We start from the raw sequence: 13220 nt of genomic DNA, 5'->3' as shown, positions 1-13220 counted from the left end.
CCCTCCTTACAACTCGATGCTCATGCCGTCGAAGGCGACTTCTACACCGCGGCGCTGTACTTCGGCGCGCTCCGGGGAGTCTTCATCGAGGATCGGGTTGGTGTTGTTGATGTGGATTAGCACCTTGCGCTGGCGCGCGAAGCCGTCCAGCACCTCGAGCATGCCGCCGGGGCCGTTCTGCGCCAGGTGGCCCATCTCACGGCCGGTGCGGGTGCCGACACCGCGGCGCTGCATTTCATCATCCTCCCACAGCGTGCCGTCGACCAGCAGGCAGTCGGCGCCGTGCATCATCGCCAGCAGCTTTTCGTCGACTTGGCCCAGGCCTGGGGCATAGAACAGCTTGCCGCCGGTGCGGGTGTCTTCGACCAGCAGGCCGAGGTTGTCGCCCGGGTGTGGGTCGAAGCGGTGCGGCGAGTACGGCGGCGCGGCGCTGCGCAGGGGGAAGGGGGTGAACCTGAGGTTGGGGCAGGCGTCGATGACGAAGCTGCCTTCGAGTTCGATGCGGTTCCACTGCAGGCCACCGTTCCAGTGGCTGAGCATGTTGAACAGCGGGAAGCCGGTGCTCAGGTCCTGGTGAACCATGTCGGTGCACCACACCTGGTGCGGGCAGCCTTCGCGCAGGCTTAGCAGGCCGGTGGTGTGGTCGATCTGGCTGTCGAGCAAGACGATGGCGTTGATGCCCGTGTCGCGCAGCGCGCGGGCCGGCTGCATCGGCGCGAAGGCCTGGAGTTGGGCGCGGATGTCTGGCGAGGCATTGCACAGGACCCAGTGCACACCGTCATCGGACAGGGCTATCGACGACTGGGTACGCGCCGTTGCGCGCAGGCTGCCATCGCGAAAGCCTTTGCAGTTGACGCAGTTGCAGTTCCACTGCGGGAAGCCGCCGCCGGCGGCGGAGCCGAGAATCTGGATGTACATGGCTGCTCTCTATCCGAACTGTGCTGAAGCCTGGTGCAAAAAACGACAACGCCCCGGCGGGCCGAGGCGTCGTAACGCAAGCAGGGCTTAGCGGCTGGCGAAGTACATGGTCACTTCGAAGCCGATACGCAGATCAGTGTATGCAGGTTTGGTCCACATGGTTTTGCTCCTTCTGGGTAAGGTAGAGGGTTCAGCTACTTTGTTTGGCGTCACCTCGCGCAAGAGGTTCCAGTGGCTGAGATAGCGTTATCTTACAAGAAAATTATGTACCGAAAGGTTAATTATTCGATAAGCGCCCTTTCGTGAAACGTAATAATCCTCTTGTCATCATTGCCATGACCCATTGGGTGCGGCGGCATTTGCCAGGCACAGCCAGGCGCTATCGGTGTCGAGCATGCCGCGTAACAGGTCGTCCAGATCAGCTTGGCGCACCCCCAGCATAGAACAGCGTAACGCCTGCAGATCGTCGGGTTGTGTAGCGAGACATGTCTGCCATACCCATTCGGCGACGTCGGCGTCAGGCATGGCGTTCTCATCAAATTGCCCGGCCAACGCCTGGCAGGTTGCAGGGTCGAGGGTTACGCCCTGACGCAGAATAGTCAGCAGATGCTCGAGAATTTCGCTTTGGCTGGCGTGGGGCGATTGCACGCCAAACAGAAGGCCCCCGATGCCCTCTATCTGACGAAAGGCACTGAAAACCGCGTAGCCGAGTTGCAGTTCAACCCGCAGGCGCTGGTACACAGGGCCCTGCAGCAACTGGGCAAGCAGGCGGCCGCAGGCTTGTTGCCTGGCGGGTAATGGGCAGAACAGCAGCAATGCATGCTCGCTGCCCGGCACCTTGGCGTGGTGCCAGCGATGGCCGCGCCAGCTGGGATCAGGCGGTGCTGAGCCTGCATGCCCTGGGCAGCCCCGCAGCACCGCGCCTAAAGACAGCAGGGCGGCGGCGTCGAAGCCAACGGCAAGACCCTGCCATTGGCTGTGTTGCCAGGCGTCATCCAGTGCCTTTTGATCAAGTGTGCCGGGTGCCAGCGGCATTGGCGCAGTGCCGAGCACTGCCTCGGGTAGTTGCTTGAGCAAGGCCCTGATCGGGATCAGCGCGGGTTCCTGTTCGCAAGGCAGCTGCCAGTTACCGGGTGAATGCAAGCACGTCATGGCATGCTCGACAGCGCGGATCACAGCGGCTGGCTGGCCGGCGCAGCGCAGTTGCCAGTGCTCGCCCGCGGCGCTGAATTGCAGTTGCAAGGATGCGCGCTCGCACCGTTCCTGCAGCGGCAGCAGGGCCCGCGCGAGCACTCTATACAAGCGCTGACGCAGTGCCGACGGTAGCTGCCAGCGTAGATAAACTGCTGCGTATTGGCGTATCGGGGGCAGTTGCTGGCTGACCTTCAGCGCCGCCGGTAAAGGCCAGGCCGTGGCGGCGGGCAAGCCGGCCAGCAGCAAAGGGTCGGCCGGTGGAAGTTGCCATAGCCCATGCTGCGTGCACTGCAGGCCATCGAGCAATGCGCCAAGCGCATGCAGCGCTTGAGCATCCAATGCCGCAAAGGGCCGGCCTGCACAGTCGCGACGGGCGAGCTCAAGCGGGCTGGCATTGCGCTCGTGGCTCTGTTGCAGCAGCCCGAACTCGGCGTTGAGTTGGGCCGGGTCCAGTTGCCTGATGAAGCCGAACCAACCGTGCAGCAAGGCACTTGCTTCGCCTGGGCAAGCGTCCGGGCTGAGTTTGAGGTCGATATGCCAGACCATTTGCCCCGCGAAGGCATACAGCATCTGCGCCTTGAACCCTTGTAGCCAGCCGCGCTGGCGCAGGGCATCCAGCCAAGTGCCCGGCCTGCTGTCGCTCAGGCAGGCGGTCAACAGCTCCAGCGCTTGCTCCGCACAGGGGGGCAGGTTTTGGTGGGTGAACACCCACCCCGTGCCCGTCGGTGGGAGGGCTGCAGGCAAGCTTTGTCGAGCACGCTCCCCATAGGCGAACACGTTAGCGAACTGCCTGCCGAGCTGCTCCAGTTCATCCAGTTGCTGCGGGCCGCACACACTCAAGGTGATCTGGCCACCTTGGTAGAAATGCTCATGAAAGCCTGTAAGGGCTTGCTGGAAGGCTGGGTTTTGCAGGGCAAGGGTATGCCGGTTGCCGGCCTGGAAGGCGCTCAGCGGATGGCCGGGTGCAACCGACTGCAGCAGTGCAAATTGCTGCTGCGCTTGCGGGTTGCGCGACCAGGCGATGAATTCTGCGTGTATGACGTCCCGTTCGCGGCGCTGGCGCTCGATGCCAAGGTCCGGTTCGGCAAGCATCTGGCACAGCCGCTCCAGCCCTCCGGCCAGGGCCGCAGGGGGGGCTTCGAAGAAGAAATCGGTAGTACGTTCGCGGGTACTGGCGTTGACCTGGCCGCCTGCGGCCTGGACGTAGCGCATCAGGCCGTCATCCAGTGGAAAACGAGAGGTACCGAGGAAGAACAGGTGTTCAAGAAAGTGCGCGAGCCCCGGCCATCGTGCCGGGGCATCGTGGCTGCCAGCATGCACCCGCAACGCTGCGGCCGAGCGCTTGAGCCGCGGGGCATGGCGCAGGCGCAGTTGCAGGCCGTTGGCCAGGGTGAGGTGACGTGTGGCGTCTGGCATGGGGCGTCACTCAGCCCCTGCGCAGGTGCAGTTCCTGGCGCAGATCAGCCAGATACGGAAACGCCTCGCGCCCCTTGTGCACCCGCTCATGCTCCAGGTCTGCCAGCAACTGGCACTCCTCGCGCCCAGCCATGGCCAGCAAGCTGCCATCGGGCCCGATGATGCTGCTTTGCCCGCAATACTGGATCTCGCCCTCGGCCCCGCAATAGTTGGCGTAAACCAGGTAGCACTGGTTTTCCTGCGCCCGCGAGCGCACGGTCACCTGGCAAACAAAGTCGTAGGGCGTCATGTTCGCCGTCGGCACCAAGATCAGCTCGGCCCCGCCCAGCGCCAGGCGCCGGGCATTCTCCGGGAACTCTATGTCGTAGCAGATCAACAACCCGACCTTCCAGCCCTCCAGCTCCACTACCGGGAAGTGATCGGCGCCGGCGCTGAACATCGCGCGGTCCAGCTCGCCGAACAGGTGCGTCTTGCGGTAGTTGCACAGGCTGCGGCCATGGGCATCGATCAGTTGCACACTGTTGTAGATTGCCCCGTCGTCGGCACGCTCTGGGTAGCCGTAGACAATGGCGATGCGGTGCGCCTGGGCAGTCTCTACCACGTCCATGGCTGACGGGCCATCGTCGGCCTCAGCCAACCGCTCGACCTGTTCCAGGCCAATGTTGTAACCACTGAGGAACATCTCCGGGCACACCAGCAACTGTGCCCCGCGCTCAGCCGCCCGTTGCGCCTGGTGGCGCAGCCGTTGCAGGTTGCCAGGCACGTCCAGCGGGTTGGGTGTGCCCTGGAACAGAGCGATGCGCATGTTGCCTCCTTGTCTCAGTCGGCCAGGGCGATAGGCCCGATTTCGTCGAACACGTCGCCCGGGCCGGGGTTGTCCGGGTGGGTCTGGCCACCGAAGTGGTTCATGATACCCCACACCGCATTCAGCGAGGTCTGCACCGCGCCTTCGACCCAGGCAGGGGTCCACGACACGTCATCGCCGGCGATGAACATGCCGCGGTGTTCGGCAGGCATGTCCTGTTGCATGAAGTGCGCGTACATCCGCTGGTTATAGCGGTAGTGGCCCGGCAGTGCGCCTTTGAACGCGCCGAGGAAGTGCGGGTCGGCTTCCCATGAAATGGTGATCGGGTCGCCGATGATGTGCCCGGCGATATCGGTCTTCGGGTAGATCTTCTTCAAGGCATCGAGTGCCAGCTGAACGCGTTTTTCCACTGGGTGCGGGAGCATCTTCAGGGCGTCGCTCATCCACGCGTAGGACAGGCAGATCACCCCGGGTTTGTCGTCGCCGTTGTCGAACAGGTAGGTACCCCGGGTGAGGCGGTCGGTGAGGGTCATGCTCATCAGGTCGCGGCCGGTTTGCGGGTCCTTGTCCTTCCAGAAGGGCCGGTCGACCATCACGAACGTTTTCGACGACTGCATGTAGCGGGTGCGGTCCAGGGCCATCCACATCTTCTGCGAGAACAGCGATTCTTCGCAGTCGATCTGGGTGGTCAGCAGCCAGGTCTGGCAGGTGGCGAGCACGGCGGCGTAATGGCGGGTATCACCCCAGTTGTCGGTGACCGCCAGCCGGCCATCTGCGGCGCGAGCGATGCGTTTGACCCCGGTGCGCGGCGCGCCCCCGTGCAGTGAGCTGAGGCTGGTGCCCTCTGGCCAATGGGCGCAGCGCTCGGGCACATGCCGCCAGATACCTTGCGGCACCTGCTCCACGCCGCCCACTACCAGGTGCTGGTGATCGTCGCAGTTGGTCATCACCACGCGGAAGATTTCCAGCATCGAATTGGGGAAGTCCGAGTCCCACCCCCCGGTGCCGAAGCCGACCTGGCCGAACACCTCGCGGTGCTGGAAGCTCAGTTTGGCGAACGAGCGCGAAGTCGCGACGAAGTCGTAGAAGGTGCGGTCGTCCCACAGGGGGACCAGCGTGTTCCACAGTTCTTTGAGGCGCGGTACGTCACGGTCGCGGATTGCCTGCTGGATCTCGGCAAATTGAGCACCGCTCTCCAGCGCGTCGGCCCAGGCGTTGGCCACTTCGTGGAACAGCTCAGGCAGGTCGGCGGCCTTCTCGGCGTAGTAGGTCTGGCCTTCCAGGTCGATCACCGTGCTGCCCGAGGCCGGTGTCAGCGGGTTGGGGAAGGGTTTGGTCTCCAGGCCCAGCTTGTCCACATAGTGGTAGAAGGCCGTTGAAGAAACCGGAAAGCGCATGCCGCCCAGCTCTGCGATGATCCCGTCGGTGCCGTTGAAGGCTTGTGAACGCAGCCGCCCACCCAGCTTCGACGCTTCGTACACCACCGGTTTGAGGCCCAGCTTCATCAGCTCGTACGCCGCCACCAGCCCCGCGATGCCGGCACCGACAATGGCGACTTCCTCACCGTGCCGTTCGGCCGGGATGCTGCCCAGCCCGGCCGGATGCTCCAGCCAGTCATCGAAGCCGAAGGGGAAGTCCGGGCCGAAGATGGTGATGGGTTTTTTGCCGTCGGCGGGGTGGCGGTTGTTCTTGTTCATGAAGTGACCTTGCCAGAGCGGCTGCGCGGAGGGCGGAGCCTGAGTATAGGAGATGCCTGGTGGTCATTTTATGAAGCGCGGCGCTCGTAATTAAGATGAAAAGTATCGGCTAATCGCAGCTTTTTTGGTCGAAATGACTAATTGAAGGCGCATTTCGACGATGCATCCTTCTGTAGGGCTACCCGCGATCCACCTTGCTGCTGAGGATGATCGACGTCGTCGTCTTCTCCACACCTTCGACGCTGCCTATCTGATCGAGCAGTTGGTCCAATTGCTCCGGTGAATCGGTCCGCAGCCAGGCCACATAATCGAATTCGCCACTCACTGCGCACAATTGCTGAACCTGCCCCATGGCGCTCAAGCGTCGTACTACTTCCTTGCCGGAGCGCGGTTGCACCTTGATCCCGACATAAGCCTGCAGGCCGCCGTCGATCAGGCGCTGGCCCAGGCGCACGCCATAGCCGGTGATGATTTTGCCTTTCTCCAGCCGGGCCAGGCGCGAGTTGACGGTGGTGCGAGCGATGCCCAGTTGGCGGGCGAGGGTGGCGACGCTTTCGCGGGCGTTGATCTGCAGCAGGGCTATCAGCTGGCGATCGGTTTCGTCGAGGGTGATGGCGCGGGAGTCCGACATGGCAAGTCTCTACAGGGGGCTTGCTAGCCTAGCCAGCCGGTGGCAGGCAGGGCAAGGCAAAGCGTGCTGCGCCGCCCTCTTTAATGCGGCATGATAACCGGCCGACTGTACTGGACCCACCGCGTGAACTTCGAAACCTTGCTGGAATGCTGGCGACAGGAAGTCTCCAACAAGAAAAGGCCCGGGCGCCGCGTCAGCCTGTTTTTCAACGTCCTGCGCCGAGCGCGCAAGGACAACAAGCTGCGCTTTCTCTTCGCCTACCGCCTGGCCCAATACCTCGATGCCCGCGGCGGCCTGGGCAGGCGCCATGCCCGGCGCATGCAGCAACGTCTCAACCTCAAGTACGCGGTGGACATCGACATTGGCGCGCAAATCGCCCCAGGCCTGCGCATTGCCCACTTGCCGGGCGTCGTGATAACCCGCCACGTGAACATCGGGCGCAACTTTTTCATTCGCCAGAACTGCTCGATCGGCATCAAGACGCTTGGCCTGGACCAGTATGCATTGCGCATTGGCGACAACGTCAGTCTGGGCGCCAATAGCTGCATCGTGGCCGACCGGATCAGCATCGGCGACAACGTGGTGATCGGCGCCATGTCCCTGGTAACGCGGGATATTCCGGCCAACAACACCTTCTACAACCCGCGCCAAACCACGTTACAGCCAAGGGCCGGGCAAGCCTGATAGGGTTGCCGAACACCAGACATGAAAAAGCCGCGCATTTGCGCGGCTTTTTCATGTCTGGTGGGCCCACACGGACTCGAACCGTGGACCAAAGGATTATGAGTCCTCTGCTCTAACCAACTGAGCTATAGGCCCTCAGTAAGTGCCGGGATTATAACGAGGGTTTCGAAAGCGTGCCATCCGAAAGATCGGATAGTGCTAAACGAAGAAACGTCGCTGCAAATTCGTCCGGCGGTAGCGGCAGGCTGACGATGTAACCCTGAATCTGCTCACACCCCTCGGCAGCCAGGAAGCGCTGCTGTGCCTGGTTCTCCACCCCTTCGGCAATGATGGTCAGCTGCATGCTGCGCCCAAGGGCGATGATGGCGCGGGCGATGGCGGCATCGTGAGGGTCGTCTGGCAGGCCGCGGATGAATGACTTGTCGATCTTGAGAATGTCCAGCGGCAGGCGCTTGAGGTAACTCAGTGACGAGTAGCCGGTACCGAAGTCGTCGATCGCCAGTTGCACCCCCAGCTGCTTGAGCTGGTGCAATACGGCCAGTGCTTCTTCGGCCTGGCTCATGATGAAGTTTTCGGTGATTTCCAGTTGCAGGTCGCCCGCCTTGAGCTGGTAGGTCTTGAGCAACTGCTCGATGCGTTTGGCCAGGCCATGGTGGCGCAGCTGCGCGCCAGCCAGGTTGATCGACAAGGGGCCGAAGCCTTGGTAGTCCATCTTCCAGTGGTGCATCTGCCGGCAGGCCTGCTCCAGTACCCAATCCCCCAGTTGCAGGATGGTGCCGTTTTCTTCTGCGAGATGAATGAAGTGTTCCGGCGGCACCTCACCGAAGGTCGGGTGGCTCCAGCGAATCAACGCTTCAGCGCCGACCAGGGTCTGGGTCTTGAGGCTGAACTTGGGCTGGTAGCACAGGCTCATCTCGTTGCGCTCGACGGCGCGGCGCAATTCGTGTTCCAGGGCGATGCGCTCGCTGGCCTGGGCCGTCAGGTCGCGGGTGTAGGCTTCAACCCGGTTGCGGCCTTTGGCCTTGGAGCGGTACATGGCGGCGTCGGCGTTGCGTATGAGCGTGGCGACGTCGGTGCCGTCCTGTGGGTACAGGCTGATGCCGATACTGGCGCTGGTGAAGAACTCGTGTTCGCCCGCTTGGAACGGCGCGCTGAAGCAGGCCAGCAACTTGTTGGCGATGGCGCTGGCGTCGCTGGGTTTGTGCAGCCCGGGGAGCAGGATGATGAACTCGTCACCACCCAGGCGGGCCACGGTGTCGACATCGCGAACTTGCTCCTTGAGGCGTTGGGCGATGCCTTTGAGCAGCAAGTCGCCGACCGGGTGGCCAAGGCTGTCGTTGATGTGCTTGAAACGGTCGAGGTCGAGGAACAGCACCGCGCCCTGGCGGTTGGAGACCTGTGAGCAGGTGAGCACGGACTGCAGGCGGTTCTCGAACAGAGCGCGGTTGGGCAAGCCAGTGAGCGGGTCGTGGTGGGCCTGGTAGTCAAGCTTGGCCTGAGCGTGCTTGATGCTGGAAATGTCGGCAAATACGGCGACGAAATGCGTGATCTCGCGGTCGCTGTTGCGCACGGCGCTGATGGTCAGCCAGCCCGGGTAGAGTTCGCCATTCTTGCGTTTGTTGTAGATCTCACCTTGCCAGTGACCTTCGGCGGTGAGCTGGTGCCACATGGCGGCGTAGAAGGCGCTGTCGTGCTGGCCGGAAGAGAGCAGGCGCGGGGTCTGGCCGAGGGCTTCGATTTCGCTGTAGCCGGTGATCTCGCTGAACGCGCGATTGACCGCGCTGATGCGCTGGTCGATGTCGGTGATCAGCACGCCTTCGGCGGTGTTTTCGAACACGGTGGCAGCCAGTTGCAGTTTTTCCTGCATCAGGTGGCGCTCGGTGATGTCGCGGGCAATGGTCAGCATGCAGTCGACGCCAGCAATCGGCAGCGGCCGGGCAGACAGCTCGCACAGGCGGATCTGCCCGTCGCTGCGGCGGATGTGGCAGCTGAAGTCGCGCACGAAGCCATCGCGGGCAAGCTGGTCGATCAGCCGTTTGCGTTCGTTGAGGTCCACCCAGATCCCCAGGTCGAACGAGGTCTGGTCAATGGTCGGGTTGAGGTCGTAGCCGGTCAGGCGGCAGAACCCTTCGTTGACCTCGACCAGCAGGCCATCACTCTGGCGCGACAGCAACAGCCCGTCAGGTGAGGCATGGAAGGCTTTGGCAAACTTCTCTTCGGACGTTTGCAATTGCTGCTGGGTTTCCTTCAGCTGGCTGATATCCCGCACCGCCACGACAAAGGCCAGGGTGCCGTCGAGCTCGAAGGTTTCTGCTGAGGTGAGGCCTGTGAACAGTTGGCCATTGCTGCGCCGGAAGCTCATCTCCAGATTACGGATGCCACCTTGGTGCAGGCGCTCCAGCAGTATTGGCCCGGTATCTTGCACGCCCCACAGGTCAAGCTCGGTGGCGGTGCGGCCAATCACTTGCCCGGGGCTCAGGCCGATCTGCTCCTCGAAGGCTTCGTTGACCTCCAGCAGGCAGCCGTCGCTATGGCGGGCGATCAGCAGGATGTCAGGGCATTGCTGGAACACCGAAGCGAATTTCTGTTCCGACAGGCGCAGGGCATCTTCGGTGCGCTTGGTTTCGCTGATGTCGATCATCAGCCCGCGCATCAGCGGTCGGTGCCCGTGCTCGATCATGCTGACGATGTTGCGCACCCAGAGGGGTTGGCCATCGGCGCGCATCACTCGGTAATCAAGGCTGTGGTCGCGGCCGGCGGCTGTTTCGCTTTCACAGTAGGCCTGGGCCCAGAGCGCGTCCTCCGGGTGGAGGATGCTGCGCCAGAAACCCGGCTTGAGCCAATCATGCAAAGGGTAGCCCAGCAGGTCTTCGGCATGGGGCGAGACGTAGCTATACGTGAAATCGTTGGCGTCGGCCTCCCAGGCAATGGCGGACAGGCTTTCGATCAGGCCGCGGTAGTGGTACTCGCTGCTGCGCAGTTCCTGTTCCAGGGCGATACGCCTGGAAATCTCCGAGCTGAGCCGGCGATTGATGCGGATCACCACCGCGAGGATGGCGATGAGCAGCAGGACGGCGGGCAGGCCATAGATCAGCATGTCGTGCCAGAAGGTGCGCTGGTCCACTACGTTGCCCACCCAGCGTTGCTGGATCTGGCTGATTTCCTCGCTGGACATGTCGGCCATGACCTTGTCGAGAATGCCGACAAGGACCTTCTTGTCGCGCGGCGCGGCCATGGCCAACTGGTAACGGTAGGGCGTTTCGCCGCTGACGTACAAACCGTCGAGCTTGAGTTGGCGAAGGCTCCAGATGCTCGAGGCGAGGTCACCGACCACGGCATCCACTTCATCGGTAGCCAGCGCCTGCAACGCCGAGCTGACGTTGGGCAGGGCCACCAGGTTGAGGTCTGGGTGATGGGTACGCAGCAACTCGTGGGGGGCATAGTTCTCTACCACGGCGATTTTCAGGCCGTACAGGTCTTTGAGGGTGTGCGGTTGCGGGCCACCTTCATGGGCAAGAATGACGATCGGAAAATCCAGGTAGGGGCGGGTGAAAGCCAGGTAACCCTGGCGTTCGGGCGTCGACATGATGCCGGGCAGCAGGTCGATGCGGCTTTCGCGCGCCTGCGTCAGCACCTCGGTCCAGCTGCTGGGCTCGATGGGCTTGAGCGTCACACCCAGGCGTTCCTGGAGCACGGCGATGTAATCGGCGGCCAATCCCTGGTACCGGCCTTCCTGGTTTCGAAACTCGAATGGTGGCCAGGAGGCGTCGACGCCCAGCTTCAACTGCGGGTGGGCAGCCAGCCAGGTTTTTTCCTCGTCTGTCAGGGTCAGGGCGCCGGCCGTTGTGTTCCACAGGATCAGGAGCAGCAACAGAATGGCCGGCATTGGCGGCATGGCAGCCTCGCATTCAGATGGTCTGAAGTCGAGTGTAGACGGGCATTCAGCTCGGTGGGTAGCTAGTTGCCATGACCATCTGTCACATAAGAAAAACCCCGGCCTGGGCCGGGGTTTGTCATCACTCGTCGAGGAAGGATCGCAGGTGCTCGCTGCGCGTCGGGTGGCGCAATTTGCGCAACGCCTTCGCTTCGATCTGACGGATCCGTTCACGGGTCACGTCGAACTGCTTGCCGACTTCTTCAAGGGTGTGGTCGGTGTTCATGTCGATACCGAAACGCATGCGCAGCACTTTGGCTTCGCGTGCGGTGAGGCCGGAGAGCACGTCGCGGGTCGCTTCCTTGAGGCTTTCGACCGTGGCTACATCGATCGGGGACTGCATGGTTGAGTCCTCGATGAAGTCGCCCAGGTGCGAATCTTCGTCGTCACCGATCGGTGTTTCCATGGAGATCGGCTCTTTGGCGATCTTCAGCACCTTGCGGATCTTGTCCTCAGGCATCTCCATGCGCTCACCGAGCTCTTCCGGGGTCGGTTCGCGACCCATTTCCTGCAGCATCTGGCGGGAAATGCGGTTGAGCTTGTTGATCGTCTCGATCATGTGCACCGGAATACGGATGGTGCGTGCCTGGTCGGCGATCGAGCGGGTGATCGCCTGACGAATCCACCAGGTGGCATAGGTCGAGAACTTGTAGCCGCGACGGTATTCGAACTTGTCCACCGCCTTCATCAAGCCAATGTTGCCTTCCTGAATCAGGTCAAGGAACTGCAGGCCACGGTTGGTGTATTTCTTGGCGATGGAAATCACCAGACGCAGGTTCGCCTCGACCATTTCTTTCTTGGCGCGGCGGGCCTTGGCCTCACCGATGGACATGCGACGGTTGATGTCCTTGATTTCGACGACGGTCAGGCCGGTCTCGGTCTCGAGGTCGATCAGCTTTTGCTGGCAAGCGACAATGGCGGCGTCCTTCTCACCCAGGGCAGCAGCCCATTTGGTGCTGCGCTTGGCCAGGTCACCGCTCCAGGTCTGGTCGGTCTCGTTGCCCGGGAACAGGCGCAGGAAGTCGGCACGCGGCATGCGCGCATCACGTACGCACAGCTGCATGATCGCACGCTCTTGCTGACGCAGACGGCTCAATGCATCACGTACCCGCTCGACCAGTACTTCGAATTGCTTCGGTACCAGTTTGATCGGCATGAACAGATCGGCCAGAGCCTGCATCGCCCCGATGCTCTCGGCATGGTCGCGACCATGCTTCTTGAGCACCTTGAGGGTGATGTCGCGCTGATCGGATACGGCACCGAAACGCTGGGCTGCGACGACCGGGTCCGGACCGCTTTCGGCCTCTTCCTCGTCATCACTGCTTTCGGCGTTTTCTTCTTCGTCGTCGTCTTCTTCCTTCGCAGCTGCGGCCTTGGCGCCAGGGATCGGCACTTCTTCGGTCGGAGCGGCGATATTGTCGTCAGGGTCGATATAACCGCTGAGAACATCGGACAGACGGCCACCTTCGGTGGTGACGCGTTCATATTCGCTGAGGATGTAGTCGACAGTACCCGGGAAGTGAGCGATGGCGCCCATGACTTCACGGATGCCTTCCTCGATCCGCTTGGCGATTTCGATTTCGCCTTCGCGGGTCAGCAGCTCGACGGTGCCCATTTCGCGCATGTACATGCGCACTGGGTCGGTCGTGCGGCCGATATCGGTTTCAACGGCCGCCAACGCTGCTGCGGCTTCTTCGGCCGCGGCTTCGTCGGTGTCGGCTTCCGCCAACAGAAGGGCATCCGCATCCGGAGCACTCTCGAATACGTTGATCCCCATGTCGTTGATCATGCGGATGATGTCTTCCACCTGTTCAGGATCTGAAATATCCTCAGGCAGGTGGTCGTTGACCTCCGCGTAAGTCAGGTAGCCCTGCTCACGACCGCGGGTGATCAACTCTTTGATACGAGACTGCTGTTGCGCTTTTCCGGACATAACACCCT

Annotated in this window: 9 protein-coding genes and 1 tRNA gene; 1 reads left to right on the top strand and 9 read right to left on the bottom strand. The window is 62.2% G+C overall.

Annotation, left to right across the window (positions count from 1 at the left end; genetic code table 11):
- Window positions 1-6: 6 nt before the first annotated feature.
- The 6 genes from pqqB to ACNQPL_RS15285 form a co-directional block, all read right to left on the bottom strand.
- Window positions 7-918: a pyrroloquinoline quinone biosynthesis protein PqqB gene (pqqB, locus tag ACNQPL_RS15310; RefSeq protein WP_416467166.1), complete on the bottom strand. Its 912-nt coding sequence runs from the start codon at window positions 916-918 to the stop codon at window positions 7-9.
- Between the two features lie 87 nt (window positions 919-1005).
- The gene (gene pqqA, locus ACNQPL_RS15305; protein WP_008365141.1) at window positions 1006-1077 is read right to left on the bottom strand and encodes a pyrroloquinoline quinone precursor peptide PqqA; all 72 of its coding nucleotides are present in this window, start codon (window positions 1075-1077) and stop codon (window positions 1006-1008) included.
- 168 nt (window positions 1078-1245) lie between these two features.
- Window positions 1246-3528: a pyrroloquinoline quinone biosynthesis protein PqqF gene (pqqF, locus tag ACNQPL_RS15300; RefSeq protein WP_416467165.1), complete on the bottom strand. Its 2283-nt coding sequence runs from the start codon at window positions 3526-3528 to the stop codon at window positions 1246-1248.
- Window positions 3529-3538: 10 nt separating this feature from the next.
- The gene (locus tag ACNQPL_RS15295; RefSeq protein ID WP_416467164.1) at window positions 3539-4333 is read right to left on the bottom strand and encodes a carbon-nitrogen hydrolase family protein; all 795 of its coding nucleotides are present in this window, start codon (window positions 4331-4333) and stop codon (window positions 3539-3541) included.
- 14 nt (window positions 4334-4347) lie between these two features.
- A complete protein-coding gene (locus ACNQPL_RS15290) occupies window positions 4348-6030 on the bottom strand; it encodes an NAD(P)/FAD-dependent oxidoreductase (protein ID WP_346613643.1) in 1683 nt (560 codons plus the stop codon).
- A gap of 178 nt (window positions 6031-6208) precedes the next feature.
- Window positions 6209-6661: an Lrp/AsnC family transcriptional regulator gene (locus tag ACNQPL_RS15285; protein ID WP_416467163.1), complete on the bottom strand. Its 453-nt coding sequence runs from the start codon at window positions 6659-6661 to the stop codon at window positions 6209-6211.
- A gap of 123 nt (window positions 6662-6784) precedes the next feature.
- On the opposite strand from ACNQPL_RS15285, the gene ACNQPL_RS15280 reads away from it, so the two are divergent.
- Entirely contained in the window at window positions 6785-7345 is a 561-nt protein-coding gene (locus ACNQPL_RS15280) for a serine acetyltransferase (RefSeq protein WP_416467162.1), read from the top strand.
- Window positions 7346-7403: 58 nt separating this feature from the next.
- Here the strand turns inward: ACNQPL_RS15280 and ACNQPL_RS15275 are convergent.
- The 3 genes from ACNQPL_RS15275 to rpoD all read right to left on the bottom strand — a co-directional run bounded on the left by ACNQPL_RS15275 (window position 7404) and on the right by rpoD (window position 13212).
- Window positions 7404-7480 (bottom strand) — tRNA-Ile (locus ACNQPL_RS15275).
- A gap of 16 nt (window positions 7481-7496) precedes the next feature.
- On the bottom strand, window positions 7497-11240 hold the full coding sequence (locus tag ACNQPL_RS15270) for an EAL domain-containing protein (RefSeq protein ID WP_416467161.1): 3744 nt from the start codon (window positions 11238-11240) through the stop codon (window positions 7497-7499).
- Between the two features lie 121 nt (window positions 11241-11361).
- Complete coding sequence (rpoD, locus tag ACNQPL_RS15265; RefSeq protein ID WP_346613647.1) at window positions 11362-13212, bottom strand: RNA polymerase sigma factor RpoD; 1851 nt, start codon at window positions 13210-13212, stop codon at window positions 11362-11364.
- Window positions 13213-13220: the final 8 nt, after the last annotated feature.

This window comes from Pseudomonas sp. LFS044 (genome assembly GCF_047978245.1).
Classification (GTDB): domain Bacteria; phylum Pseudomonadota; class Gammaproteobacteria; order Pseudomonadales; family Pseudomonadaceae; genus Aquipseudomonas.
The sequence above is the reverse complement of the archived record's forward strand: the minus strand, read 5'-3'. Positions and strand labels throughout refer to the sequence as shown.

Excerpts from the sequence above, each read along its gene's own strand:
- pqqB (WP_416467166.1), bottom strand. The coding sequence starts at position 918 with ATGTACATCCAGATTCTCGGCTCCGCCGCCGGCGGCGGCTTCCCGCAG.
- pqqF (WP_416467165.1), bottom strand. The coding sequence starts at position 3,528 with ATGCCAGACGCCACACGTCACCTCACCCTGGCCAACGGCCTGCAACTG.
- ACNQPL_RS15295 (WP_416467164.1), bottom strand. The coding sequence starts at position 4,333 with ATGCGCATCGCTCTGTTCCAGGGCACACCCAACCCGCTGGACGTGCCT.
- ACNQPL_RS15290 (WP_346613643.1), bottom strand. The coding sequence starts at position 6,030 with ATGAACAAGAACAACCGCCACCCCGCCGACGGCAAAAAACCCATCACC.
- ACNQPL_RS15285 (WP_416467163.1), bottom strand. The coding sequence starts at position 6,661 with ATGTCGGACTCCCGCGCCATCACCCTCGACGAAACCGATCGCCAGCTG.
- ACNQPL_RS15270 (WP_416467161.1), bottom strand. The coding sequence starts at position 11,240 with ATGCCGCCAATGCCGGCCATTCTGTTGCTGCTCCTGATCCTGTGGAAC.
- rpoD (WP_346613647.1), bottom strand. The coding sequence starts at position 13,212 with ATGTCCGGAAAAGCGCAACAGCAGTCTCGTATCAAAGAGTTGATCACC.